A 24,943-nucleotide genomic window follows, 5' to 3' on the forward strand; every position below is an offset into this window, starting at 1 on the left:
CCCGGAACTGGTGATTCCCACGATCCCCAGCGCCGTGAGACGCGGTAATCGTACGCTGAAACATGATCGCCACAAGAAAGGAACGGGATGGGGCGCCGCGAGGACCTGATCGAGCTGCTCGGCGAGTTCCTCCGGCGCATCCGGGATTCGGCTGATCCGTCGCAAGCGTTTGCGCCCAGCGTGCTGGCGGTGGCCGCGGATCTGGCGAGCGAGAACCCGCCGGACGCCGAAGCCTGGTATCTGCTGGGCTGGTTGCGGTGGCACCAGGCCGAGGCGTTGTCCGGAGCGGAACGGCAAACCGCGGCCGAAGAAGCCCTGGGTCTGTTCACCGTGGCCGCGGCCCTGATCGGCCACCTGGAGTTTCCCGCGCCACTGCTGCCCGCGCTCGCGGACCGGGCCGTGCCCGAGCTGGCCGCCGCGCTCCAGCAGGCGAGGCTGAGCGGCGACACCGAGCTGTTCGCGCGGGCGCTCGCGAGTCTCGATCACGCGCTGGCCGCGACCCCGGAAGGGCACCCGGATCTGCCCCAGCGGCTGTCCGTTTTCGGCGCCGCGCTGCTGACGCGGTTCCAGCAGGCCGGTGCTCAGCAGGATCTCGAAGTCGCGCTGAGCGTCCTTCGCCAGGCTGTCCGGCTCGGCTCCGAGGATCGCGGGCTCGACACGTATCTGTTGAATCTGTGCGCGGCGCTCAAGCTCCGCTACGAGCAAACCCACGACTCGGCGGATCTGGACGAGGCCGTCGCCGCCGGGCGCCGTGCTGTTGCGGCCGCGGTGGATCAAGCCAGGCTGACAGCCGCGCTGACGAACCTGAGTGGCTCATTGCTGACGCGGTTCGACGCGACGAGTGAGCCGCGAGATCTGGCGGAGGGAACGGAGACCGCCCGGCGGGCAGCCGCGAACGACCCTCATCAACCGGCCGTGCTGATCAACCTCGCGAAGGCGTTGCAGGAGAGCTTCGAGCACGGCGGCCCGGCTTCGGACCTCGACGAGCTGATCTCGGTGAACCGGCAGGCCGCGGCAGCGGATCTGGCCGATGGACCCGAGCGCGGCGAGGACCTGTCCGGGCTCGTCTTCGCGTTGCTGGATCGCTTCGGCCGCACCAAGAACCCGCGAGATCTCGACGAAGCGGTGGAGCTGGCGCGGGAGGCCGCGGCGAGCGGCGCCGACCGCGTCTACTGCCTTTCGGACCTTTGCGCGGTGTTGTTCAACCGCTTCTCGCGCAGCGGCACGCGAGGCGACCTGGACGAGGCCGCAAGCATCGCACGCGGGGCGGAGCCGGAGTTCCCGCCGGGTGTGCTGCTCAACTTCGCGCACGTGCTCGACCAGCGGGCGCGGGTCGTCGGCGACCTCGATGACCTCGACACGGCGATCAAGCTCGTCCGCCAAGCGGCCGCGGCGCCGCCGCCGGGCCGCGAACGTCCGTACATCCGCTTGCGGGCAACGGGAATCTGGAACGACCGGACGGCTCAGGACGAGCCGGGCCGAGCGGAGGTGCTGCGCCTGCTGTCCGCGTATCTGTTGCGGCGGTTCGAATGGACCACCGTGGTGGCCGATGTGGACGAGGCGATCCGGGTGCGGCGGCAGCTGGCCGGCGACGCGCCGGGCCTCGCGTCGCTCAGCTACGCGCTCAAGGTGAGATTTGTCGTGGCAGGTAAGGCTTCGGACCTCGACGAAGCGCTCGAAACCGGCCAGCGCGCCCTCGCGCTCGACCCTGGCAACGCGCTGTACCTGGCGTCGGTCAGCGACACCCGCAAGCTCCGGTTCGAGCGCGACGGGTCCGGGGCGGAACTCGACGATGCCGTCGAGATGGGCCGTCGCGCGACCCGGCTCTCGCGGGAGCAGGGCGAGCGGGTGCAGGCGTGGGCGAACCTTTCCGGCTTGCTGCGCACCCGTTTCGAGCTGCATCGGGACCCGGCCGACGTCACCGAGGCGGTGGAGGCGGCGCGTCAGGCCCTCGCGGCGGCTGAGGACGATGACTTCTCCCGGCCGAAATGGCTGCTGGCCCTTGCCGAAGCGCTGCGATTCCGGATCCACCGCCTTCGCGATGCGGATGTGGAGGCCGACCGGGCCGAAGCACTCCGAACCGCGATGGAACTCGCGAACTGCGCCACGGCGTCGCCGAGCCTGCGCATCCGGGGCGCGCGGATCGGCGCCTGGCTGGCTGTCGAAGAACGCGTGCCCGGTACCGAAGATCCGGTGCTCGCCGCCGCCTTGCTGGAGACCGCGGTGCACCTGATCCCGGAAGTCGCGCCACGCCGGATGCGTCACTGGGAGCAGCGGGACGCCCTGCCTGCCGCGGGGTTCACCGACGATGCCGCCGCAATGGCTTTGCTCGCAACGGATCGCCCGCCCGCGGCGCGGGCCCAGCGCGCGCTTTCGTTGCTCGAAGCCGGACGCGCGGTGCTGTTGAGCCAACTTCTCGACACCCGCGGCGACCTGACCGACCTCCGGCAGGCGCATCCGGACCTCGCGGCGCGCTTCACCGCGCTGCGCGACCTGCTGGACGCTGACGACGAAACCCACGACGATCGCATCGGTGCGGCGGGGGAGTTGGCGGAGGCGCTTCGCGAGATCCGGGAGCAGGACGGTTTCGCCTCCTTCGCTCTTCCCCCGAGCGCGGACGAACTACGCGCCGCGGCGAGTGAAGGCCCGATCGTCACGCTCAACGTGGCCTACGGCGGCAGCGCACTTCTGCTGACGGCGGACGGGATCGCCGCGTTACCCCTGCCGGGCGTGACCGCGTCCGAGGTGGTCGATCAGGTCAACGCCTTCCACGTGGCGTTGCGCGAAGCGTACGACCCGGCGGCGGACCGGGCCGCGGCGCAAGCCGTGCTGTCCGACGTCCTGAAATGGTTGTGGGACAACATCACCGGCCCGGTGCTCGACGCGCTGGGCTACCACGGGACGCCCGTCGGCAGCGAGCCGTGGCCCCGGTGCTGGTGGGCGCCCGGCGGGTACCTGAGCCTGCTGCCGCTGCACGCCGCGGGCCATCACGACGACCCGGCGAGCGGCCGGACCGTCCTGGATCGGGTGGTGTCCTCCTACACCCCGACGATCCGTACGCTCCGGCACGCGCGTCAACGGCGGGCGGCAGGCGTCCGCCCGGACCGCTCGCTCATCGTCGCCATGCCTGCCACGCCAGGGCTGCCGGAGCTGCGCAACGTGCAGACCGAAACCGAGCTGCTGAGCGGAATCCTGCCCGGTCCGCTCGCGTTGACCGAACCGGAGCGGGATCGCGTGCTGGCGGAGCTGCCGCGCCATCAGCTCGCGCATTTCGCGTGTCATGGCAGCTACGACGCGGAAAACCCGGCGGGCAGCCGGTTGCTGTTGCGTGACCACGAACGGAACCCGCTGACCGTCGGCGACCTGACGGCCGTCAACCTCGACGGTGCGCAGCTGGCCTACCTGTCGGCGTGCCACACGGCGGTGAACCCCAGCGAGCGGCTGCTCGACGAGGCGATGCACCTGGCGGGCGCGCTGCAGGCGGCCGGATTTCCCCAGGTTGTCGGCACTTTGTGGGAGCTGGACGACGAGGTCGCGGTCGAGATCACCGAGGACTTCTACCGCGGCCTTGCCGGCGACGGCGCGCTCGACCCCGGCCGGGCGGCGCATTCGCTGCATCGCGCCGTCCGTGCCCAGCGGGACTGTTATCCGGGCACGCCGTCGTTGTGGGCCTCGCATCTGCACTTCGGCGCGTGACGGCCGTCAGGCCTTGTCGAGGATGATCCGGCGCAGCGACGGCAGGTACCGGACGAACGGATCGCTGCGGAACGACAACGGGCCGGGCCGCAACGGCTGCGCGCCGAACGCCGGGCTGTCCGGCCGGGGCCCGTGGATGCCCAGGGGAGTGCCGTCGCCGGCGTCGGAGGGCGTCGCGTAGACCGGGCCGCCGATCCGTAGCTCGCTCGCCGTCTCGACCCCGGCGGCCGCGCAGCCGAGGAAGACCAGCGCGTCGGCGTCGAGCCCGTGGTCCCGCCCGGTGAGGCCCGCGACGAGACCGCCGTACCCACGGGCGACCACCACGATCCGGGCGGCCTTCTTGTGGCGCCCGAACTGTTTCGCCGTCACGCGCAGGCCGGCGAGGAAACTGGCGAGCCGCGGCGCCGCCGGGACGGCGAATGCCGGGTCCCTCGCCTCCCGCGCCGATTCGGGTGCCACGTAGTCGGCCCAGGTGATGACCGAGACCGAGTCGTCGTCCGGGCCCGCGGCGACCTTGCGGTACAGGTCTTCGGCCTGCCCGGTGTGTTCGTCCAGGGACCGGCCGATACCGGGGATGATGACCACGACGTGGCGCGCGTCGTCCGGGTTGTTGCGCGCGAGGATCACGCGCAGGTCTTCGGGGTGGAAACCGAGCAGGAGCATGCGATCGTTGTCCGGCATCATCGCAGTGTGCCCGGTTCGTCCGGCGAGCGCAGGCGTTTCGGCGAGTTCCACCCCGGTGCGAGCGCAGGGTTCAGGAGCGATGCTCCAGCCGGATGACGATCGCCTTCGACACCGGGGTGTTCGACTTCTTCGCCACGGAATCCAGCGGCACCAAGGAATTCGCCTCGGGGAAGTACGCCGCGGCGCAGCCCCGTGCGGTCGGGTAGGCCACGATCCGGAACCGCTCGGCGCGGCGTTCGGTGTCCGCCCATTCCGACACGAGGTCCACGATCTCCCCGTCGGCGAAGCCGAGCCCGGCCAGGTCGTCGGCGTGCACCAGCACCACGCGGCGGGCGTCCTCGATACCGCGGTAGCGGTCGGAAAGCCCGTAGATCGTGGTGTTGTACTGGTCGTGGCTGCGCAGGGTCTGCAGCAGCAGGCGGCCCTCGGGCACCTGCGGGAACTCCAGCTCGCTCGCGGTGAAGTTCGCCTTCCCCGTGCCGGTACGGAATTCGCGGGAATCGCGCGGCGGGTGGGGCAGCACGAACCCGTCGGGCTGCCGCACCTTGGCGTTGTAGTCGGCGCAGCCGGGCACGACGCGGGCGATGCGGTCCCGGATCAGGTCGTAGTTGCCTTCGAACTCCCGCCACGGCACGGCGTGCTCCTCGCCGAGCACCGCGCGGGCGAGCCGGCAGACGATCGCGACCTCCGAAATCAGGTGTGTGCTCGCCGGCTCCAGCCGCCCGCGGGACGGGTGCACCGAGGACATCGAGTCCTCCACCGTCACGAACTGCGGGCCGTCGGCCTGCACATCCCGTTCCGTGCGGCCGAGTGTGGGCAGGATCAGCGCGGTTTTCCCGTGCACCGCATGGGATCGGTTGAGTTTCGTGGACACGTGCACGGTCAGTTCGCACGACCGCAGCGCCCGCTCGGTCAGCTCCGAATCCGGTGTCGCCGCGGCGAAGTTGCCGCCCATGCCGAAGAACACCTTGCCGCGCCCGTCCCGCATCGCGCGGATCGCGTCGACCGTGTCGAAGCCGTGCTTGCGTGGCACCGGGATGCCGAATTCCTGCTCCAGCGCGGCCATGAACGGTTCGGGCATCTTCTCCCAGACGCCCATCGTGCGGTCGCCCTGCACGTTGGAATGGCCGCGCACCGGGCACAGCCCCGCGCCCGGTTTGCCGATCATGCCGCGCGCCAGCGCCAGGTTCGCGATCTCCTGGATGGTGGCGACCGCGTGCCGGTGCTGGGTCACGCCCATCGCCCAGCAGTACACGGTGCGCTCGGAGTCCGCGATCATCCGCGCTATCCGGACGATCTGGTCGCGGGAAAGCCCGGTGGCGCGGTCGATCCCGGTCCAGTCGAGCTCACGCAGCTGCTTGGCGTAGTCCTCGAAACCGTGCGTGGCCGACGCGATGAACTCGTGGTCGAGCACCGTGCCGGGCGCGGCGTCCTCCCAGGACAGCAGGAGATGCCCGATCGCCTGGAACAGTGCCAGGTCCCCGCCGAGCCGGATCTGCGCGAACTCGTCCGCGAGCGGGGTGCCCTTGCCGACCACACCGCGCGGGCTCTGCGGGTTCTTGAAGCGCATCAGCCCGGCCTCGGGCAACGGGTTGACCGCGACGATCCGCGCGCCGTGCCCCTTGGCCTCCTCCAGCGCGGAGAGCATCCGGGGGTGGTTGGTGCCCGGGTTCTGCCCGACCACCACGATCAGGTCGGCGTTGTGCACGTCGGCCAGGCTCACCGAACCCTTGCCGATGCCGGTCGACTCGGTCAGCGCCGCGCCGGAGGACTCGTGGCACATGTTGCTGCAGTCCGGCAGGTTGTTGGTGCCGAACGATCGCACCAGCAGCTGGTAGAGGAACGCGGCCTCGTTGCTGGTGCGGCCGGAGGTGTAGAAGATCGCCTCGTCCGGGCTCGCCAGCGCCTTGAGGTTCTCCGCGACCAGGCCGAACGCGCCCTCCCACGAGATGGGCTCGTAGTGCGTGCCGCCGTCGCGCAGCACCATCGGATGCGTGAGCCTGCCCTGCTGGCCCAGCCAGTAGTCGGTCTTGCCCGCCAGCTCCGAAACCGGGTGCGCGGCGAAGAATTCGGGCGTGACACGGCGTTTCGTGGCCTCCTCGGCCACCGCCTTCGCGCCGTTTTCGCAGAACTCCGCGAGCTTGCGATGCTCACCGTCGGCCGCTTGTGGCTCGGGCCAGGCGCAGCCGGGGCAGTCGAAGCCTTCGCGCTGGTTGAGCAGGCGCAGGGTGCGCACCGTGCGGCCGGTGCCCATCTGCTCGACGCTGCGCAGCAGCGAAACGGCCACACCGGGCACCCCGGCGGCCCAGCTCTTCGGCTGGTGGACGTCGAGGGAGCCCTCGTCGATGTCTTCGATGGGTGCGTTGCGGGTCACCCCGTCATCCTGCGTCTTCGGCCGCCGAGATTCCAACCCGGGGTTTGCGCAGTCCCTTGTCGAATACCGTCACCGCCAGCAGCAGCACGCCGACCGCGGCCAGCGCCCACGCCAGGTGGTGCAGGCCCGCCGAGGTGGCCTGGTTCCCGAAACACAGTGCTATCAAGGTGGATGCGCCGATCGCGCCCAGGTACTGCGCGGTGCGGAACAGCCCCGACGCGGTGCCCATCTGGTCGGCGGGGGCCTGACTGTAGAGCGCAGTCTGATTGGTCACACTGGTCAGCCCCTGGCCGACGCCGAACACCGCGGCCACGCCGACGAGCGCCACGAACCACGTGCCGTTACCGACGACCAGCAGCAGCAGCGAACCCGCCAGCAGCGCCAGCGAGTTGACGATCAGCCGGACCCGGATGCCGCTGGGCTTCCCGCCGAAGGCCGCGGCCAGCACGGCCACCGCCGACATCGGCAGCAGCAGCGCGCCCGCGCCGGACTCGCTCATCCCGCGCGCGGTTTCCAGCCATTGCACGTAGCCGAACATGATCGAGTAGACGATGAGCAGCGCCAGCGCCTGGCGCAGGTACGTGCGTAGCAGCGGACGGTTGCCGCCGAGCATTTTCAGGTCGATGAACGGTTTACGGGTGCGCAGTTCGGTGGCGGTGAAGACGACGGCCAGCACCACGGCCACACCGAGCAGATACAGGTCGCCGAGCGCCGGTGCCATCAGGAACAGCAGCACGGTCAGCAGGGTCGCGGCGAACAGTAGGATCCCCGGCACGTCGATCCGCGCCTTGGTCAGCGTCGCCGGATCGTCCTTCGGCACCCACAACAGGGCCAGCAGCAGGGAAGCGCCCGCGAGCGGGATGTTCACCGCGAAGATCGCCTGCCAGCCGAAGATCGCGATCAGCGCGCCGCCGAGGGTCGGGCCGATCACCATGATCGTCTGCGAGGACATCGCGAGCACCGACAGCACCCGGCTCGGCACGCCCTGCCCGGCGGCGTCCGCGCGTTTGCGCAACACCGCCATGGCGGCCGGAAAGCCCGCGCAGGTACCGAATCCGAGGAGGACGCGGACGCCGATGAGCCAGTCGAGGGAGAACGACAGCATCCCGCCGATGCCCGCGATCATCACGAGCACCGCGCCGGCCAGCAGCACCCGGCGGGCGCCGAACCGGTCGACGAAGAGGCCGACGACCGGCTGCCCGACCGCGGTGGCCAGGTACAGGGACGTGATCAGCCAGGCCGTCTGCTCCGCGCCGGCACCGAAGGCGTGCCCGATGGGCACCAGCGCGACCGCGATCAGTGTCGAGTTGATCGGATTGAGCACCGCGCCGGCGACCAGTGGGATCACCAGGCGGGGCGTGAATCGGACGGGGACTCGGGTCGCGGTCTGCTGCGACGTGGTACTCAGCGCTCCTTCGTGTTGTCGCGGGCTTCGTGCTCCGCGAGCCGCTGCAACAGCGGTATGGCCTGGGCCAGCGTCGCCCGCTCCGCCGGGGTGAGCCCGGCGAGCCCGTCGGCCAGCCACTCCTCGCGGTGCCGGTGCACCCCGCGCACGGTCTTCGAGCCGAGGTCGGACAGCACCACCACCACGCGCCGTCCGTCGTCGGGGTCACGAGTGCGCTCGAGGTAGCCCAGCTCGTCGAGCACGCCGAGGGTGGCGGCCATCGACTGCTGCCGGACGTGCTCGGCGGCCGCCAGTTGTGTCTGGGTCGCCGGGCCGTCCCGGTGCAGCCTGCCGAGCACGGCGGACTGCGTCGGGGTGAGCACCTCGGCGTTGTCCACCTGCCGCAGGCGCCGGGACAGCTGCCCGACCACTCCGCGCAGCCCGCCGGCGAGCCGGGCGGTTTCCTGCGATACGCGAGCCATATACACAGTCTAAACTGTGAAGTCCGGCCTGGGCAATCTCAGTGACAGCCGTCCTGGGCGGGCATCGGCTTGCCGGGATCGAAATCACCCGGCTCGACGGAATACGACGGTCCGTCGAACTGGCGGTCGGTGAACCCGGGGGAGACGTAGCCCCGCACGGCGTCCGCGCAGCCCACCGGACAGGTGGATTCGTCCAGCCCCTGCGGCCACATCCCGGCGCTCGCTTTCGTGAACGCCGCGGTGGTGCGGAGGACGAAATCCCCTTCCGTGCGCAGGAAAGGCTCGATCTCCGACGGTCCGGTGACCGGCTCGGACCCGGGATCGAAGGCGTAGGCGACGACGAAGCTCACATGCAGGACGAGCTCGCCGGTCTCACCGGGCCGCATCGTGAGGAAACCTTTGAGCCGGGGCGACACCGGCAGCAGGTGGTAGCCATCGGCGATCGTCGTCAGGTAGGGCGCCGCGCTGTCGGGGTGCCGGAGGTCCGGCGCGAGCTGATCGCGCAGGTCTTTCGGCAACAGGGCGAGGTACTTGTCGGTGTGGTCTCGAGCGTGTCGCGATCGAGGAACCCGAGCGTGATCAGCTGCTTGACGCTGTCGATCGCGGAGGAGACCTGCTGCGCGGAGAACGCGCCAGTCTTCGCCGGCGCCGGGGTGCTGAGCCCGGCGATGCCCTCGGCCCAGTTCTGCGCCGGGGTGTTGTCGAACGGCCTGCTCAGGTCCACGCGGCCGAAATCCGGGAGATCGGTCGGCGTGGTCGTGGTGACGGCGGCAGCGCCCGTGCTGGCGCCGTCGTAGTGGTCGGCGGTGGTCTTGCCCCATTCCACCAGGGCGTAGCCACCGCCGACGAGGACGACGAGCACCGCGGCGGCGATCGTCAGGCGTCTGGCGCGTCTGGCCCGGCGTCTGTCGCGCCGGTAGTCCACCCACGCTTCTTTTTCGGCGTGCCGCTGCCAGTCGGGGTCGCGCAGCTCGGGGTGGGGTTCGGGAAGCTCATCGGTCACGCGAATGGATCGACAGTCCAGGCTGTTCGTTACAAACTCCCCACACCGGGCACCTGGCCGCGTTCAACTCAAAGCGGCGTAGGCGATCCGCGCCAGCCCCGTCATGCCCCGCAGGTTCGGGTGGTACGGCGCGGCTGTCGGCTGGATGCTCTGACCGTTGATCCACGCGGCCGGCCCGGCGCAGGCGTCGTGCCCGAGCGACGGGGTGAACGTGTCCACATAGGACGTTGCCCCGTCGGCGGCCGCGGCCTTGGCGATCGCCGTGTTCAGCGCCTCCTCGACGCTGTTCAGCCAGGCGTAGTCACCGTCGGCGAAGGGCAGCACGGCCGGGCAGGTCCCCGTGGGCGGCGCGATGCGCGGGTAGCCGATCGCGAGCACCTTCGCCCGCGGTGCGCGGGCGTGGATCTGGGCGAGCACTGCGGTGATGTTGGCCTGGGTCTGGGTGATCTCGGCCTTGATCGTGTCCACCCCGTCGACCGTGAAATGCCGCTGGCACGGGTTGCCTGCCGGGTCGGAGGCCCGCAGGCCGGGACAGGTGCCCACGATGGTGCCGAACACGGCTCCGTCGTTGCCCCCGATGCCGATCGTCACCAGATCGGTGTCGGCGTGCAGCGCGTTCAGCTGTGGCGGGTTCGAGCCCAGCGTGACGGTTTGCGTCGCCGTCATGTCGCCGGTGTCGGCGCCGCTGCAGCTCACGTCGGTGTAGGAGGGGGTGAGCAGCCGGAGTGCCAGCTGCGCGGGGTAGTTGGCCGTCGAGCGGAAGCAGCCGAGTGGATCAAGCCGTTGCAGGGGGATCAGCGGCCCGGCGGTGTAGGAATCGCCGAGCGCGACGTAGCGGGAGTAGTGCGGAGTGGCCGCATCGGCGGAGAACGCCGAGGCCAGCATGGTGAGGACAGCGAGAACAGCGACGGTGATGCTCCAGCGTGCGCGCATGTTTCTTTCCTAGACCGGTGATACCCCGCCGGTCGCCGCCCGATCGGGTGGAACTCACCCGCGGTAGACGAGCAGATACCGCCAGAACACGAGCGGCCGCACGGTCCGCCCGGCAGCAGCGCCGCCGATTCGCGCGGCGCACCGGCGGTCGTGGCAGGACGTCTGCTCCGCCGTTGAGCCGCTCGCCGGTGGCCAGGCCGGCCGCGCGCCGAGGTTCGGCGGAATCGCCCCGATCCATTTGGCGAACTCCTGTGACGCGCACGGCTTGGCCGGCCCGAGCACAGCCAGGACCCCGCCCGGCGCGAGTGCCCGCCGGAGCTTCGAGACCGTGCCGAACGGCACATGGTGCAGCGAGGCGGGGCAGGAGATGAAGTCGAAGCGGGCCTCGCCCAGGTCCGCCGCCGTGATGTCCTCGTGCCGGTACTGCTCCGGACCGAGCGCACGGGCCACCTCGACGACCTCGCGGTTCGCGTCGATCCCGGTGACGGTCAGCCCGGCCGCCGCCAGCCTGCGCGCGAAAAGCCCTGTCCCGCAGCCGACGTCCAGTAGTGGTGATTGTGGTTAAAGGGCATGGGACCAAGATGCCCGAAACCGCGAACGTAGACTTGACAACCGTGGAAGAGGACTATCCAGCCGAGCTGTCCAGCGGCGACAACTTCGTGGCCGGACCTCTGCCTGACGAGCCCGAGGAAACCGAGACCGTTGACGTCGCGGCGATCGAGCGCCAGGCGCGCCAGGAGCTGCTGCGGGTCGAGGCCGAGCTGAACCAGCGTTGGCCGGAAACCAAGATCGAGCCCTCCCTCGACCGGATCAAGGCGCTGGTCACGGTGCTCGGCGACCCGCAGAAGACGTATCCGGTGCTGCACGTGGCCGGCACCAACGGCAAGGGCTCGACGGCCCGCATGATCGACGCGCTGCTGACCAGGATGGGGTTGCGCGTCGGCCGTTACACCAGCCCGCATCTGCAGCTGGTCACCGAGCGCATCGCGCTCGACGGCATGCCCATCCCGGCGTCGCGTTACGTCGAGATCTACCGCGACATCGAGCCGTATGTGCGGATGGTCGACGGCGCGGGCGGCCCGCCGATGAGCAAGTTCGAGGTGCTCACCGGGATGGCCTTCGCGGCCTTCGCGGACGCGCCGGTGGAGGCCGCGGTGGTCGAGGTCGGCCTCGGCGGCACCTGGGACGCGACGAACGTGGCCGACGGCCAGGTCGCCACCATCACCCCGATCGGCATCGACCACGTCGAGTACCTCGGCAGCGACATCACCGGAATCGCGGGGGAGAAGGCCGGGATCATCAAGCCCGGCAGTGTCGCGGTGCTGTCCGAGCAGGAGCCCGAGGTGCAGAAGGTGCTGCTGGCGCGCGCGATCGAGGTGGACGCCACCGTCGCCCGCGCGGGCAGTGAATTCGGTGTGCTGCAAAGGGAAATCGCCGTCGGCGGGCAGCTGCTGAAACTGCAGGGCCTCGGCGGTGTGTACGAGGAGATCTTCCTGCCGCTGCACGGCTTGCACCAGGCCAACAACGCCGCGCTGGCGCTCGCGTCGGTCGAGGCGTTCTTCGGTGCGGGCAAGGACAGGCAGCTGGTGATCGACGCGGTGCGCGAGGCGTTCGCCGAGGTCGAGAACCCGGGACGGCTGGAGCGCGTGCGCGCGGCCCCGGCCGTGCTGCTCGACTCGGCGCACAACCCGCATGGCGCGCGGGCGCTGGCGGCCACGATCGCCGAGGAGTTCGCCTTCCGGCGCCTGGCGGCGGTGGTCGGGGTGATGGCGGACAAGGACGCGCGCGGCATCCTCGAAGCGCTCGAGCCGGTGGTGTCCGATCTGGTCGTGACGCGCAACAGCTCCCCGCGCGCGATGCCGCTGGACGAGTTGAACGACCTGGCCATCTCGGTGTTCGGCGAGGACAGGGTGGTCGCCGAGCCGAGCCTGGACGCCGCGGTGGAGACAGCGGTGGCGCTGGTCGAGGAGAGCGAAGACCCGGAAGAACCCTTGGCAGGCGGCGGTGTGCTGGTGACGGGCTCGGTGGTCACGGCGGGTGAAGCGCGCACCCTGTTCGGGAAGGAGCCCGCATGACCGAGGAGAAGACCGTCCGGCCGCCCGCGAAGGACCCGATGAAGGGATTCCGCGGGGTGATGTCCGGCGCCCTGATCATGGAGGCGATCACCGTCGGCCTCGCGGTCCCGGTGATCGCCCGGCTCGGCGGCGGGGTCGGCACCGGCAAGGGCTGGACCGTGGTCGCGGTGGCCGTGCTGTGCGTGCTGCTCTGCGGGTTCGTGCGCCGGCCGTGGGCGGTGCCGGTGATCCTCGCACTGCAGGTGGTCCTGGTCGCGTTCTTCTTCCTGTCGGTCACGGCCATCGGCGTGATCGGGTTGCTGTTCCTGGCTTTCTGGCTGTGGGCATTGTGGCTGCGTCGAGACGTCGCCCGCCGGATGGCCGCGGGCACACTACCCAGCCAGCAGCAGCCCGCGGAGTAAACCGTCAGACCGGCAACGCGGCGGCGCCGAACCACTGCCCCAGCGCCTCGCCGAGCCCCGCGCCACCGGCCCACGCGACGAACCCGTCGGGCCGGATCAGCACGGCATTCGCCGGTGGCTCAACGGTTTCGGCCCGCACGTAGGTCACGCGCCCGTGCTCGAAGCCGCGGAGTTCGCCGGTGAAGTCGAGCAGCACCGCACGCCCGGAGCGCATCAGTTCGGCCACCCTGCTCACCCCGTCGGCGCGCAGCGGGAGATCGGGCATCCAGTTGCCCAGCAAGGGATGCGCGGGCGCGTTCAGCTCGTAGTGCACGTCGGCGCCCGCGAGCAGTTCGGCGATCCGCCGCCGGACGACGCCTTCGTCCAGTAACTCGCCGAACAGTTCCCGCACCGCACCGACGTCCGCACCGGGGGAGAGCAGCGTCATCTGCGCCTGGGTCTGCAGCAACACCCTGCGCCCCAAGGGAAGCCGCTCGCTCTCGTAGGTGTCGAGCAGCCCCGCCGGGGCCCGGCCCTGCACCTCGGCGGCGAGCTTCCAGCCGAGGTTGAGCGCGTCCTGCAGACCCAGGTTCAGGCCCGGCCCGCCGACCGCGGGATGGACGTGCGCCGCGTCGCCGACCAGCAGCACCCGGCCTTCGCGGTAACGATCGGCCTGGCGCGCGTTGCTACCCGTGCGCCGCCGCCAGGCGAGCGGGTCGTCCCGCTCGGGCCGGGTGATCGGCAGTTCCCGGCCCAGCACCCGTTCCGCCGCCGCGCGGAGTTCTTCCAGCGTCACGGGAACGTCCTCGGCCACCGGCGGCCGGTTCCATTCGAGCACGCTGACTGTGGCGGGCCCTGGCGTGAACTGGCCCAAGGCGAACGCGCCGCGCGGCGAGCGGTGCCATTGAAGGCGCCGTACCGGGCCGTCCGGGGTATCGATTTCCCCGGCCGCGGTGAACACGGCGGGGTCCACCACCACGCGCCCGCTCAGTGACGTGAACCTGTCGTCACTGGTGCCGGGGAAGTCGATGCCCGCCAGTTTCCGGACGGTGCTGTGCCCGCCGTCCGCGCCCACGAGGTAGCGCGTCTCCAGCGTGCCGTGGTTGGTCTCCAGCGTGACCTTTTCCTCGTCCTGGACGAACGAGAGCACCTCGTGCCCACGCCGGATTTCCGCACCCAGTTCGAGCGCGATCTCCGTCAGCCGCGCTTCCAGCGTGCGTTGCGGGATCGGCAGCACATACAGCGGATGCTCGCCCAGCGACCGCAGTTCCAGCGGGAAGCCGGCGAACTGGTAACCGGGCGCCGGGGTGGGCCTCGCGCCGCCCGAGATCCGTTCGTACAGCCCGCGGTAGTCCAGCATCTGCACCACGCGGCCGACGAGCCCGTTGGCCTTCGGCACGGTGGCCGGCTCTTCGAGCCGTTCCAGCACAACGGTTTTCACCCCGGCGCGGCGCAGCTCGCAGGCCAGGAACAGCCCGTTCGGGCCGGCGCCCGCGATGACGACGTCTTCGGTCATGACGGTCTCTTTTCGTCGAGTTCGAGGTGGATCCGGGAAAGTGCTTGGCGGAGCAGGGTTTCCAGCGGCACCGGCGGATCGGCGCGCAGCCACTGCTCGCCGGCCACCTGGACGGCGAGCTGGATCGCGCCCGAGACCAGCCGCGGCCGCAGGTCCTGTGCGGGATCGGTGCCGAGCCGGTCGGCGACGGCCTTGGCCAGCTCGTCCTGTGCCGTCCGGGAGCTGAGCAGGAATTCCGCTTGCAGGGCTGGGTTTCCCAGCATCATCCGGACCCCGGCAAGCCACGGCTCCCCGGGCGTCCCGGCGTTCGCGTACGGCGTGAGCGCGGCCTTCGTGACCGCGTCCCACAACGGTTCGTCGGCCGGCCGGGCGCGGAGATGCTCGGCGACGCCCGTGGTGCGCTGGACCGCCCGCCACACGATCGCGGCCTGCTTGCTGGGGAAGTAGTTGTTGAACGTGCGCGGGGATACGTTGGCTGCCGCCGCGATGTCCTCGACCCGGACATGCTCCAGTCCGCGCTCGACGGCCAGGTGCAGCGCCGCGTCACTGAGCGCCTGACGCGTTTCCTGCTTCTTTCGCTCCCGCAACCCCATGTCTTCGACGTTAGCGCCAAACTTGCGCGGCACGCAAATTTTCGTGATAGGCAAATCACTGGGTGCGGAGTGGCCCAACAGAGAGCGGCGCTCTCGAAAACAATCGGGTGCTCTTGGAGGATGACCACAAGGCCGTATTCGCCCTCGGCGGGCACATCTGCATCGACCGCGTCTTCGGCTATGGCTTGCGCACCAACGAAGGCCTGCAGCGGGTCACGGCTCAGCGGGCCACGCGGTAGCGGAGGTAGACCACTTTCGAACGCAAGGTGCGGGACTCGACGAGTTCGAGGTTCACCCGGCGCTCGTGGCGGGAAAAGAAGGGACGCCCACCCCCGACCAGTACCGGGCAGACCCTGGCGCGGTACTCGTCGATCAGTCCCAATTCGGCTGCTTCGGCGGCGAGAGTCGCACCGCCGATGGCGATGTCGCCGTCACCCGGTTCGGCCTGCCAGCGCTCGATCTCCGCCGCCAGACCACCGGAAGCCAGGCGCGCGTTTCCCCGCACTGCTGACAAGGTTGTGGAAAACACGACCTTCGGGAGCGCCCGCCAAGTCGCGGCGAATTCGCGCGTCGAGTAGTCGAGCGACGGATTCTGGTCGGTGGTCTCCCAATAGAGCATGGCCTCGTAAAGCCGTCGTCCGAGCAAGTGGACGCCGAGGCCGCGGACCTCGTCGGTGGCGAGGCCGAAGACCTCCTCGTCGGGTGGCGTCCAGTCGAAGGAACCGTCCGGCCCGACGACGTAGCCGTCCAGCGACACGGTCATCGAGTAGGTCACGCTGCGCATCAAGGCCCCCTCAGTGCTGGATCCGGCTCATCGTTGCACGAAATGGCAGCGCACTCACTGTTCGCCGGACCGGACCGGGGTGAGGGCACCCCGGCCGTTAGGCTGCGCTCAATAGCCGGCATTAATCAAGGAGTAACAAAGTCGTGAGTGAACGCACGCTCGTCCTGGTCAAGCCCGATGGCGTGGAGCGCGGTCTCGTCGGCGAGGTCATTTCCCGGATCGAGCGCAAGGGCCTGAAACTGGTCGCGGTGGAGCTGCGGACCGTGGCGCGTTCGGTCGCCGAGGAGCACTACGCCGAGCACAAGGAGAAGCCGTTCTTCGGCGATCTGCTGGAGTTCATCACCTCCGGCAAGGTCGTGGCCATCGCGGTGGAGGGCCCCCGCGCGATCGCGGCGTTCCGCCAGCTGGCCGGCGGAACCGACCCGGTGGAGAAGGCCACCCCGGGCACCCTGCGCGGCGATTTCGCGCTGGAGACCCAGTTCAACCTGGTGCACGGCTCGGATTCGCCGGAGTCCGCCGAGCGCGAGCTGAAGCTGTGGTTCCCGGACCTGTGAACTGAACGGCCGGTCCGGGACGCGGATCGATCACAAGCGTTGCGTCCCGGACCGGCACGGTCCACCATCACCCCATGACCGCCACCGTCGGCGATTTGCCCAAATCCGTGCTGGCTCGTGGGTTCCTGTTGCTGGACGCTTTTCAGACCGCCGATACCGAGCTCACCCTCGCGGAACTGGCCGACCGCACGGGGTTGCCGAAGGCGACCGCGCACCGGCTGGTCGGGGAGCTGGTCCGCTGGGGCGGGCTGGAACGAGCGGGGCAGTCGTACCGGCTGGGCCTCAAGCTTTTCGAGCTGGGCCAACGAGTACCGCGGCGGCGGGACCTGCGTGAAGCCGCCCTGCCCTATCTGCAGGACCTCTACGAGTCGACGCACGAGAACATCCACCTGGCCGTGCCGGACGGCGAGCACACGCTGTTCCTGGAAAAGGTCACCGGGCATCGCTCGACCCCTATCCTGTCCAGGGTCGGTTCCCGGATGCCGGTGCACTGCACGGCCACCGGCAAGATCTTCCTCGCGCTCGGCCCGCTCGCCTATTTCCACCGCATCGCCGCCGCCGGGCTCGCCCGCAAGACCGCGCGCACGATCGTCGCGCCCGGGCTGCTGCGCCGAGAGCTCGATCGCGCGCAGGAGCGGGGTTACGGCGTGAACCGCGAGGAGTCCGAAGTCGGCGTAGCCGCCGTCGCCGCTCCGGTCTACGACTCGCATCGACGGCTGCTGGCCGCCATCTCGATCACCGGCAGCGCCGAGCGACTGGATCTGGACAGGCTCGCTCCCGCGGTGCGCACCGCGGCCTTCGCGGTCTCCCGGGAACTGGCCGGTAGCCGGTAAACCGGTCGAAAACTGTCGGTGCCCCGCCCTAATGTGCACAGCGTGGACGACGAACCGACATTGGTACAGGCCAAGGCGCTCACGAAGCGTTTCGGCGAGTTCGAGGCCGTCCGGGGGATCGATGTCGAGGTCCGCCGGGGTGAGGCCTTCGGTTTCCTCGGGCCCAACGGCGCCGGGAAATCCTCCACCATGCGCATGATCGCCTGCGTCTCGCCGCGAACCGATGGTGAGCTGAGGGTGCTCGGCATGGATCCGGCCACGCAGGGCCCGCGGATCCGCGCGCGGCTCGGTGTCGTGCCACAGCAGGACAATCTCGACAACGAGCTGACAGTCCGGCAGAACCTGCAGGTCTACGGCCGGTATTTCGGGCTGTCGCGGGCGGAGGTCAAGCGCAAGGCCGTGGAGCTGCTGGAGTTCGCGCAACTCTCCGACCGGGCCGAGGCGGAGGTCGAGCCGCTGTCCGGCGGCATGAAGCGCCGGCTCACCATCGCGCGCTCCCTGGTCAACGAGCCCGAGCTGCTGCTGCTCGACGAGCCGACGACGGGGCTGGATCCGCAGGCGCGGCATCTGTTGTGGGACAGGCTGTTCCGGCTGAAGGCCCAGGGCGTCACGCTCATCGTCACCACTCATTACATGGATGAGGCAGAGCAGCTCTGCGACAGGCTGGTGGTGATGGACAACGGCCGGATCGTCGCCGAAGGCTCCCCGGCGCAGCTGATCGCCCGCTACTCCACGCGCGAGGTGCTGGAGCTGCGTTTCCCGGTGGGACAACAGGTTCCGGCCGCCGGACTGGCGGAGCTTGCCGACCGGGCGGAGGTGCTGCCGGACCGCATCCTGCTCTACACCGAGGCGGGGGAGGCGGCGCTGGAACAGGTGCACGCGCGCGGGATCCGGCCGGTGTCGAGCCTGGTGCGCCGCAGCAGCCTGGAGGACGTCTTCCTGCGCCTGACCGGCCGGACGTTGGTGGACTGATGGTCGTTTCCACGGGGCGGGTGGTCGGTTCCTGGCGCGCGGCGTGGCTGCGTGTCGAGGGGAGCTGGGCCTGGTACCGCCGGTACTGGAAGTCCAACCTCTATTCCTCCGGGCTGCAGCCGCTGCTGTTCCTGGTCGCGATGGGCCTCGGGTTCGGTTCGCAGGTGCCGGCCGGGCCCGCCACCGGCGGGCTGTCGTACCTGGAGTACATCGCGCCCGCCTTGCTGGTCTCGGCGGCGCTGCAGACCGCGGTGGGGGAGTCGACGTACCCGGTGCTGTCCGGGTTCAAGTGGCAGAAGGATTATCTCGCGGTCACCGCCACGCCGGTCAGCGCCGGCCAGCTGCTGGGCGGGCACCTGCTGTGGGTCGGGCTGCGCTTGCTGCTGGCCGGCACCGTGTACGCGCTGATCGCGCTCGCGTTCGGGGCCTGGCTCAACGCCGGGGCGATCCTGGTCGTGCTGGTCGGCGTCTTCACCGGGATCGCTTGCGCCGCACCGGTCACGGCCTTCGCGGCGACGACCTTCGACGAGGGTTTCCGGTTCAACGCCCTGTTCCGGTTCGTGGTGATGCCGATGACGTTGTTCGCCGGCACGTTCTTCCCGATCGCGCAGATCCCGCTGGCGCTGCGCTGGCTGGCCTGGATTTCCCCGCTGTGGCACGGAAACCAGCTGGCCCGCGGGGTCACCCTCGGCGGGGTCGGGCCGTGGGCGATGCTCGGTCACTTCGCGTTCCTGGCCGCGTTGCTGGCGCTGGGGGTCGTGCTGGCGCGCCGGTACTTCTACCGACGGCTGGTGGTCTGAGATGACGACGATCGAGCAGCGGCGGGGACTGCTGCTGCGGATCCTGCCGCCCGGGTTGTACGCCGGGCGCGCGAGCAAGCTCATCGAACGTTCGGCGCTCGCGTACTCGCGGATGTGGCTGGTGTTCGTGTCCGGCGTCTTCGAGCCGCTGTTCTATCTGGTGGCCTTCCAGATCGGCTTCGGGAAGCTGGTCAGCGAGGTTGCCGGGCCGGACGGGCGGCCGATGAGCTACGTCGCGTTCGTCGCGCCCGCGCTGCTGGCGTCCTCGGCGATGAACGGCGCGGTCTTCGACTCCACCTTCAACGTGTTCTTCAAGTTCCGCTACGCCAAGACGTACGACGCGATGCTGGCCACCCCGATCGGCCCGCTGGACATCGCCATCGGCGAGATCTCGTGGGCAGTGCTGCGCGGCGGGATCTACGGGGTCGCGTTCTTCGGCGTGATGCTCGCGATGGGGCTGGTCACGTCCTGGTGGGCGGTGCTGCTGGTGCCGGTGGCGGTGCTGGTGGCGTTCGCCTTCGCGGCGATCGGGATGGCCTGCGCGACGTTCCTGCGCTCCCCGTCGCAGTTCGACTACATCCAGCTCGCCGTGATGCCGATGTTCCTGTTCTCCACGACCTTCTACCCGTTGAGTGTCTACCCGCCGCCGCTGCAGGTCGTCGTCGAGTGTTTCCCGCTGTACCACGGTGTTCAGCTGATGCGCGAGCTCGCGACGGGCGCCCTGCATCCCGGTATGCTCGGCCATCTCGCGTACCTGCTCGCCCTCGCCGTGGTCGGCGTCTGGGCCGCCGCCCGCCGCCTGACCCACCTGCTCCTGCGGTGATGGTTCAGCCGGCGGCGGCCAGCGCGCCGGGCAGGTCCACTACGCCGTGCCCGTAAAACCCGTTGTAGCCGGTGTATCCCGCGCAGAACCCGTCCTGCTGCCCGTGGGCGGTGAGGTCGTCGTCGCTCGGGCAGGGCACCGGCCGCGCGCCTTCGTCCAACGCCGCGCGCAGCCCGGAAGGGCCGGGCCCGGGATGCTCGGCCGCTACGGCCGCCGCCACCCCCGCCACGTGCGGGGCGGCCATCGACGTGCCGCACATCCGCGCGTACCCGTCCGGCACAGTCGAAAGCATGCAGTCGCCCGTGGCGCCGCCGGGTGCCGCCAGATCCACCACGCCGAGCCCGTAAGAGCTGTATCCCGCTTTGACTCCGTCCCGCCCGATGGCGGAAACGGCTACGACGTCACGCAATCCGGCCGGCAGCGCTTCGCATCCGGATCGCCCGCGCGCGGTGACGGGGTCAGGCGGGCCGACTGGTTCGACGCCGCCGCGACATCGAGCGTGCCCGCTTCGGTCGAGTACTGCACCGCCCGCGCGAGCGCTTCGCGGACCACGCCGTAGCCCGGGCCGCCGGAGCACGCCAGCCCCCACGGGTCCACGACGAAACTGCTGTTGGTCACGGTCATGTGCCGCCGGGCCGCCCACATCAGTCCGCACACCGTCGCTTCCGGCGTGGTGTAGCCGCTGTCGTCGATCACTTTCACCGACGCCACCCGCGTCCCGGGCACGACCCCGGTGGTCCCGCGCCCGTCGTCCGCGGCGGCGATGATGCCCGCGACGTGCGTGCCATGAGCCGAGGTCGTCGCCAGCCACGCGCTTTCGTCCTGATCCGGCACGCCGGTCAGGCGCCCCGCGGAGTCCTCCCGGTCGATCGCGTGCGCGAGTTCGGGATGATCCGCCTGGATACCCGAGTCGAGCACCCCGGCCACGACGTCCGGGCTGCCTTCGCCCGGTGCGCCGATCGCGGGCAGGTCCCACTGCTCGTCCGTGCGGTCGGCGTGGGCGATGTCTCCGGGATCGGTGGCCGCCAGTCTGGCCCGCGCCGCGCGCTGCCCGGTCCGCGAGCTGAACCTGTCCTCGCCGAACCGGTCCGCGAACTCCGGATCCGCCGAGGTGGCCACCCCGACCGCGATCCGCGGATGGAACACCGAGGTTTCCCCGCAGGTGCCCTCGACCTGCCGGTTCGCCTCCTCCGCGGCGGTATCCTGTGAGAAGACGAGCAGGTACCCGCTGAGCAGGCCCGTTCGTCGTGCAGTCTCGCCGGCCGCGAAGGCGGGCACCGGAACGGAAGCGGCCAGCGCGGCGCAGGCCGCCACCAGCAGGGACCGTCCGCACGCGGACACGTGGACCTCCACCGGGATCGGCAGTACGAGCGGCACCGTAGGCCACCTGCGCGGGAGCGGACAACCGGAACGTCCGTTGTTCGCCCGGCCGGAGGCCGAACGCGCCCGTGAAGCCGGAGAGGACGCGGCGTCGTGGTGCCGTGTGGGATACTCGGGGTGGCCGCCGAGCCGGGATGCCCGCGAGAGCCGCGTGCGATCCGGCTCCGGTGGTCCGGTGACATGCTGGAAGAGCCCCAGGTCGTCGCCGCCCGGCACGGGCGGCTCGACGCCGTGGGAGGCGGAGTGGGAAGCCGTCGGCCCGGCCGGCACGTGATCGAGTTGACCTGCCTTCGGCGGGTGCCGGGAAGCCGGCGCCTTCCGGGCGAGAGAGGCACAGGATTCCCGTCGGCGGTGACCACCCCGGCGGAACAGGACAGGAAGGGGCCCCTGCGCGGCCGCGTCCTTCCAGCCGATGGCTGGCAGACGCGCCCGGGGGCGGAGGAGACATATGTCGAACGCGGAAACACCCGCCGAGAACACCGGCGGGAGCACCGCCACACCCGCGGCAGGCCCGTTGGGTGAACTGCCCGCCAGGGTGCGTGTGCACGCACTGGCGAAGCTGCTCGGCTCCAACAGCCGGGACGTACTGGCGAAGCTGACCGAACTGGGCGAGACAGCCCGCAGCGCGCAGTCCAGCGTGCCGCGCGAGGTTGCCGTCAAGGTGGCCGAGGCCCTCGCCGGGCCGGCCGAAGAGACCGAGAGCGCCGTCGCGGCGCCGGAAGCGGCTGTCCCCGCCGCTCCGGCCACCCCGGAGCAGGCACCGGAGCCGGCGGCCGCCGCCGAGCCCGAGCCCGAACCGCAGCCGGAACCCGGCCGCCCGATGGCGCACGTGCCGGTGTTCGCCGCCCCGTCGCCGGTGTTCCTGCCGCCCGAGCCGTCCGCGGCGGAGCGGCCGGAGCCCAGGTCGAAGCCGAAGCCCGCTGCCGTCGAGGAAGAGCCTGCCGAGCAGGCCGACGCCGCCGACAAGGACTCCGACGACAGTGACGAGGCCGCCGGCCGCCGTCGCCGTCGTCGCGGGCGCCGCGGCCGCGGCCGCGGCAAGGGTGGCGAGGACTCGGCCGAGAACGAGTCGAACGAGCAGGACCAGGCCGAGGACGGCAAGGCCGAGGATGAGGCCAAGCCCGAGTCGGACCCCGAGCGGGACGACAACGAGGACAACGACGACTCGGACAGCTCGAGCCGTCGCCGCCGGCGTCGCCGCCGCCGCAAGAGCGCCGACGACGAGTCCGGCGAGTCCTCCACCGACGACCCGCCGAACACGGTCGTGCACGTCCGCGAGGCCAAGGCCGAGCAGGACAAGGAAAAAGACAAGGACAAGGGCACCACGGTCAAGGGTGACGGAGTGCGCAGCGTGCGCGGCTCCACCCGGCTGGAGGCCAAGCGGCAGCGCCGCCGGGACGGCCGCGAGGCGGGCCGCCGCCGCGCGCCGATCCTGTCCGAGTCCGAGTTCCTGGCCCGCCGCGAGTCCGTCGAGCGCACGATGGTCGTCGCCGAGCGCGGCGACAACACCCAGATCGGCGTGCTGGAGGACGGGGTGCTGGTCGAGCACTTCGTGACGTCCTCGGGCAGCGGCTCGATCGTCGGCAACGTCTACCTGGGCCGCGTGCAGAACGTGCTGCCGTCGATGGAAGCCGCGTTCGTCGACATCGGCCGCGGGCGCAACGCCGTGCTCTACGCCGGTGAGGTCGACTGGGACGCCGCCGGCCTGGAGGGCAAGTCCCGCAAGATCGAGCAGGCGCTCTCCACCGGTGACAACGTGCTGGTGCAGGTCACCAAGGACCCGGTCGGGCACAAGGGTGCCCGGCTGACCACCCAGATCTCGCTGCCGGGCCGCTTCCTGGTGTACGTGCCCGCCGGCGGTGCCACCGGCATCTCCCGGAAGCTCCCGGAGAACGAGCGCCGCAGGCTCAAGGACATCCTCAAGCGGATCGTCCCCGAGGACGCGGGCGTGATCATCCGTACCGCCTCGGAGGGCATCAGCGAGGAGGAGCTGGAGCGGGACGTCCGCCGCCTGAAGGCCCAGTGGGAGGTCATCAAGGAGAAGGCGGACTCGGCCTCGGGCAAGGGCAAGAAGTCCTCCGCGCCGACCATGCTCTATGAAGAGCCCGACCTGCTGGTCAAGGTCGTCCGCGACCTGTTCACCGAGGACTTCGCCAAGCTGGAGGTCCAGGGCTCCGTGGCGTGGGACACGATCAACGCCTACGTCGGGCACGTCGCGCCGGATCTGGCGGACAGGCTCAAGCGCTACGTCGGCAACGGCGACGTGTTCGCCGACTACCGGATCGACGAGCAGATCACCAAGGCGCTGGACCGCAAGGTGTGGCTGCCCTCGGGCGGTTACCTGGTCATCGACCGCACCGAGGCGATGACGGTGATCGACGTCAACACCGGCAAGTTCACCGGTTCCGGCGGCAACCTCGAAGAGACGGTCACCCGCAACAACCTCGAATCCGCCGAGGAGATCGTCCGCCAGCTCCGGCTGCGCGACATCGGCGGCATCATCGTGATCGACTTCATCGACATGGTGCTGGAGTCCAACCGCGAACTGGTACTGCGCCGGCTCACCGAATGCCTCGGGCGGGACCGCACCCGGCACCAGGTCGCCGAAGTGACGTCGCTGGGCCTGGTCCAGATGACCCGCAAGAAGGTCGGCACCGGGCTGCTCGAGGCGTTCTCCACCCCCTGTGAGCACTGCAAGGGCCGCGGTGTGATCGTTTCCACCGAGCCGCAGCGCGCCAACGGCGGCAATGGTGGTGGCGCGCCCAACGGCGGGCATCAGCACGGTCCGGCGGCCGGCTCCCGTCGCTCGCGCAACCGTGGCAAGGCCGAGGAGCCGCAGCAGGAGCAGCGCTCCGACGCCCCGACCCCGGAGCAGCGCGAGTCGGTCGTCACGGCCGTGCAAGCGATGGCGAACGCGGCCAAGCGCAAGCCCGAGGACGGCGAAAGGGGCCCGGAGGAGGACGGCGAGCAGGCCGGCGCCGCCTCGCTGAACGGCCACACGCCGGAGCCCCCGACGGCAGCCGGGGAATCGGAGGCGCCGGCCGCCGAGCCCGCGAAGTCCGAGGCGCCGGTGGCTGAGCCGGCCAAGACCGAGGCCGCCGAAGCGCAGCCGAAGGCCCGGGCCACCGTCACCGGACGGGTGCCGAGGCGGGCCACCCGGCCGGCCGCGGCACCCAAGCCCGCGCCTGTCGAGGAGCCGCCCACGGCCCCCGAGCCCGCCCGTGCCGAGGAGCCCGCCAAGGCGCCTGAGGCAGCACCTGCCGGAGCGCCTGAGGGCGTGCGTGCTGGAGAGCCGCCCGCGGCCCCCGAGCCCGCCCGTGCCGAGGAGCCCGCCAAGGCGCCTGAGGCAGCACCTGCCGGAGCGCCTGAGGCCGTGCGTGCTGACGAGCCTGCCAAGGCGCCTGAGGCCGCCCGTGTCGAGGAGCCCGCCACTGCCCCGGAGGCAGCACCTGCCGGAGCGCCTGAGGCCGTGCGTGCTGACGAGCCTGCCAAGGCGCCTGAGCAGGCCAAGGCGGCGGCGGACGAACCCGAGGTCGAAGTTCCGGCCCCGGCCGTGCGCTCGGCACGCAGGCGCCCGCGCCGCGCGGCCTCGCGCCCCGCGGGCCCGCCGGTGCACGCCTCCGACCAGAGCTGATCTCCGGTTACGCCACCCCGGTGCGGCCGGCGGCCGGGGTGGC

23 protein-coding genes are annotated in these 24,943 nt (G+C 70.7%); 10 read left to right on the top strand and 13 right to left on the bottom strand.

Annotation, left to right across the window (positions count from 1 at the left end; all coding sequences use genetic code 11):
- Window positions 1-87 precede the first annotated feature (87 nt).
- A complete protein-coding gene (locus VHD82_RS22135) occupies window positions 88-3,696 on the top strand; it encodes a CHAT domain-containing tetratricopeptide repeat protein (protein WP_325707001.1) in 3,609 nt (1,202 codons plus the stop codon).
- A 6-nt stretch (window positions 3,697-3,702) separates the two neighbouring features.
- Here VHD82_RS22135 and VHD82_RS22140 read toward each other — a convergent pair whose 3' ends face one another.
- From VHD82_RS22140 to VHD82_RS22175, 8 genes are all read right to left on the bottom strand, one after another.
- On the bottom strand, window positions 3,703-4,377 hold the full coding sequence (locus VHD82_RS22140; protein WP_325707004.1) for an alpha/beta hydrolase: 675 nt from the start codon (window positions 4,375-4,377) through the stop codon (window positions 3,703-3,705).
- 73 nt (window positions 4,378-4,450) lie between these two features.
- Window positions 4,451-6,754 carry an FdhF/YdeP family oxidoreductase gene (locus tag VHD82_RS22145; protein ID WP_325707007.1) on the bottom strand — a complete coding sequence of 768 codons (2,304 nt, stop codon included), beginning with the start codon at window positions 6,752-6,754 and terminating at the stop codon, window positions 4,451-4,453.
- 4 nt (window positions 6,755-6,758) lie between these two features.
- Complete coding sequence (locus VHD82_RS22150; RefSeq protein ID WP_325707011.1) at window positions 6,759-8,102, bottom strand: MFS transporter; 1,344 nt, start codon at window positions 8,100-8,102, stop codon at window positions 6,759-6,761.
- 56 nt (window positions 8,103-8,158) lie between these two features.
- On the bottom strand, window positions 8,159-8,620 hold the full coding sequence (locus VHD82_RS22155; protein ID WP_325707014.1) for a MarR family winged helix-turn-helix transcriptional regulator: 462 nt from the start codon (window positions 8,618-8,620) through the stop codon (window positions 8,159-8,161).
- Between the two features lie 38 nt (window positions 8,621-8,658).
- Window positions 8,659-9,138, bottom strand: a complete 480-nt coding sequence (locus VHD82_RS22160) for a hypothetical protein (RefSeq protein ID WP_325707017.1) — start codon at window positions 9,136-9,138, stop codon at window positions 8,659-8,661.
- Window positions 9,069-9,623 (bottom strand): hypothetical protein, encoded by a 555-nt coding sequence (locus VHD82_RS22165; protein WP_325707020.1) that lies wholly within the window; start codon window positions 9,621-9,623, stop codon window positions 9,069-9,071. The genes VHD82_RS22160 and VHD82_RS22165 overlap by 70 nt, the downstream gene beginning before the upstream one ends.
- Before the next feature lie 63 nt (window positions 9,624-9,686).
- Window positions 9,687-10,556, bottom strand: coding sequence for an SGNH/GDSL hydrolase family protein (locus VHD82_RS22170; RefSeq protein WP_325707023.1), 870 nt, complete (start codon window positions 10,554-10,556; stop codon window positions 9,687-9,689).
- Window positions 10,557-10,610: 54 nt separating this feature from the next.
- Window positions 10,611-11,102, bottom strand: a complete 492-nt coding sequence (locus tag VHD82_RS22175) for a class I SAM-dependent methyltransferase (RefSeq protein WP_325707538.1) — start codon at window positions 11,100-11,102, stop codon at window positions 10,611-10,613.
- Window positions 11,103-11,170: 68 nt separating this feature from the next.
- Between VHD82_RS22175 and folC the strand changes: the two genes are divergently transcribed.
- Window positions 11,171-12,631, top strand: coding sequence for a bifunctional tetrahydrofolate synthase/dihydrofolate synthase (gene folC, locus VHD82_RS22180; protein ID WP_414637559.1), 1,461 nt, complete (start codon window positions 11,171-11,173; stop codon window positions 12,629-12,631).
- Complete coding sequence (locus VHD82_RS22185) at window positions 12,628-13,032, top strand: DUF4233 domain-containing protein (RefSeq protein WP_325707029.1); 405 nt, start codon at window positions 12,628-12,630, stop codon at window positions 13,030-13,032. The genes folC and VHD82_RS22185 overlap by 4 nt, the downstream gene beginning before the upstream one ends.
- A gap of 4 nt (window positions 13,033-13,036) precedes the next feature.
- On the opposite strand, the gene VHD82_RS22190 is transcribed toward VHD82_RS22185, so the two are convergent.
- Both VHD82_RS22190 and VHD82_RS22195 read right to left on the bottom strand, forming a co-directional pair.
- The gene (locus tag VHD82_RS22190; RefSeq protein WP_325707032.1) at window positions 13,037-14,527 is read right to left on the bottom strand and encodes an FAD-dependent monooxygenase; all 1,491 of its coding nucleotides are present in this window, start codon (window positions 14,525-14,527) and stop codon (window positions 13,037-13,039) included.
- Entirely contained in the window at window positions 14,524-15,120 is a 597-nt protein-coding gene (locus tag VHD82_RS22195; RefSeq protein WP_325707035.1) for a TetR family transcriptional regulator, read from the bottom strand. Before VHD82_RS22195 ends, VHD82_RS22190 begins: the two co-directional genes overlap by 4 nt.
- 107 nt (window positions 15,121-15,227) lie before the next feature.
- On the opposite strand from VHD82_RS22195, the gene VHD82_RS22200 reads away from it, so the two are divergent.
- Window positions 15,228-15,359: a hypothetical protein gene (locus VHD82_RS22200; protein ID WP_325707038.1), complete on the top strand. Its 132-nt coding sequence runs from the start codon at window positions 15,228-15,230 to the stop codon at window positions 15,357-15,359.
- Here VHD82_RS22200 and VHD82_RS22205 read toward each other — a convergent pair.
- The gene (locus VHD82_RS22205) at window positions 15,341-15,904 is read right to left on the bottom strand and encodes a dihydrofolate reductase family protein (RefSeq protein WP_325707041.1); all 564 of its coding nucleotides are present in this window, start codon (window positions 15,902-15,904) and stop codon (window positions 15,341-15,343) included. The genes VHD82_RS22200 and VHD82_RS22205 overlap by 19 nt on opposite strands.
- Window positions 15,905-16,047: 143 nt before the next feature.
- Between VHD82_RS22205 and ndk the strand changes: the two genes are divergently transcribed.
- The 5 genes from ndk to VHD82_RS22230 all read left to right on the top strand — a co-directional run bounded on the left by ndk (window position 16,048) and on the right by VHD82_RS22230 (window position 19,886).
- Window positions 16,048-16,458, top strand: a complete 411-nt coding sequence (gene ndk / locus VHD82_RS22210) for a nucleoside-diphosphate kinase (protein WP_325707044.1) — start codon at window positions 16,048-16,050, stop codon at window positions 16,456-16,458.
- 74 nt (window positions 16,459-16,532) lie between these two features.
- Window positions 16,533-17,291, top strand: a complete 759-nt coding sequence (locus VHD82_RS22215) for an IclR family transcriptional regulator (RefSeq protein WP_325707047.1) — start codon at window positions 16,533-16,535, stop codon at window positions 17,289-17,291.
- 42 nt (window positions 17,292-17,333) lie between these two features.
- Window positions 17,334-18,263, top strand: coding sequence for an ABC transporter ATP-binding protein (locus VHD82_RS22220; protein WP_325707050.1), 930 nt, complete (start codon window positions 17,334-17,336; stop codon window positions 18,261-18,263).
- Window positions 18,263-19,063 (top strand): ABC transporter permease, encoded by an 801-nt coding sequence (locus tag VHD82_RS22225; protein WP_325707053.1) that lies wholly within the window; start codon window positions 18,263-18,265, stop codon window positions 19,061-19,063. The genes VHD82_RS22220 and VHD82_RS22225 overlap by 1 nt, the downstream gene beginning before the upstream one ends.
- Before the next feature lies 1 nt (window position 19,064).
- Window positions 19,065-19,886 (top strand): ABC transporter permease, encoded by an 822-nt coding sequence (locus VHD82_RS22230; RefSeq protein WP_325707056.1) that lies wholly within the window; start codon window positions 19,065-19,067, stop codon window positions 19,884-19,886.
- A 4-nt stretch (window positions 19,887-19,890) separates the two neighbouring features.
- Here VHD82_RS22230 and VHD82_RS36875 read toward each other — a convergent pair whose 3' ends face one another.
- Window positions 19,891-20,295 (bottom strand): S8 family serine peptidase, encoded by a 405-nt coding sequence (locus tag VHD82_RS36875; protein WP_414637560.1) that lies wholly within the window; start codon window positions 20,293-20,295, stop codon window positions 19,891-19,893.
- Window positions 20,280-21,263: a S8 family peptidase gene (locus tag VHD82_RS22235; RefSeq protein WP_414637561.1), complete on the bottom strand. Its 984-nt coding sequence runs from the start codon at window positions 21,261-21,263 to the stop codon at window positions 20,280-20,282. The genes VHD82_RS36875 and VHD82_RS22235 overlap by 16 nt, the downstream gene beginning before the upstream one ends.
- A 451-nt stretch (window positions 21,264-21,714) precedes the next feature.
- On the opposite strand from VHD82_RS22235, the gene VHD82_RS22240 reads away from it, so the two are divergent.
- Complete coding sequence (locus VHD82_RS22240; RefSeq protein WP_325707059.1) at window positions 21,715-24,900, top strand: Rne/Rng family ribonuclease; 3,186 nt, start codon at window positions 21,715-21,717, stop codon at window positions 24,898-24,900.
- Window positions 24,901-24,943: the final 43 nt, after the last annotated feature.

This window comes from Amycolatopsis sp. (assembly GCF_035546795.1).
Lineage (GTDB): Bacteria > Actinomycetota > Actinomycetes > Mycobacteriales > Pseudonocardiaceae > Amycolatopsis_E.

Excerpts from the sequence above, each read along its gene's own strand:
- VHD82_RS22215 (WP_325707047.1), top strand. The coding sequence starts at position 16,533 with ATGACCGCCACCGTCGGCGATTTGCCCAAATCCGTGCTGGCTCGTGGG.
- VHD82_RS22140 (WP_325707004.1), bottom strand. The coding sequence starts at position 4,377 with ATGCCGGACAACGATCGCATGCTCCTGCTCGGTTTCCACCCCGAAGAC.
- VHD82_RS22195 (WP_325707035.1), bottom strand. The coding sequence starts at position 15,120 with ATGGGGTTGCGGGAGCGAAAGAAGCAGGAAACGCGTCAGGCGCTCAGT.
- VHD82_RS22230 (WP_325707056.1), top strand. The coding sequence starts at position 19,065 with ATGACGACGATCGAGCAGCGGCGGGGACTGCTGCTGCGGATCCTGCCG.
- VHD82_RS22190 (WP_325707032.1), bottom strand. The coding sequence starts at position 14,527 with ATGACCGAAGACGTCGTCATCGCGGGCGCCGGCCCGAACGGGCTGTTC.
- VHD82_RS22135 (WP_325707001.1), top strand. The coding sequence starts at position 88 with ATGGGGCGCCGCGAGGACCTGATCGAGCTGCTCGGCGAGTTCCTCCGG.
- VHD82_RS22205 (WP_325707041.1), bottom strand. The coding sequence starts at position 15,904 with ATGCGCAGCGTGACCTACTCGATGACCGTGTCGCTGGACGGCTACGTC.
- VHD82_RS22155 (WP_325707014.1), bottom strand. The coding sequence starts at position 8,620 with ATGGCTCGCGTATCGCAGGAAACCGCCCGGCTCGCCGGCGGGCTGCGC.
- VHD82_RS22170 (WP_325707023.1), bottom strand. The coding sequence starts at position 10,556 with ATGCGCGCACGCTGGAGCATCACCGTCGCTGTTCTCGCTGTCCTCACC.
- VHD82_RS22185 (WP_325707029.1), top strand. The coding sequence starts at position 12,628 with ATGACCGAGGAGAAGACCGTCCGGCCGCCCGCGAAGGACCCGATGAAG.
- VHD82_RS22240 (WP_325707059.1), top strand. The coding sequence starts at position 21,715 with ATGTCGAACGCGGAAACACCCGCCGAGAACACCGGCGGGAGCACCGCC.
- VHD82_RS22225 (WP_325707053.1), top strand. The coding sequence starts at position 18,263 with ATGGTCGTTTCCACGGGGCGGGTGGTCGGTTCCTGGCGCGCGGCGTGG.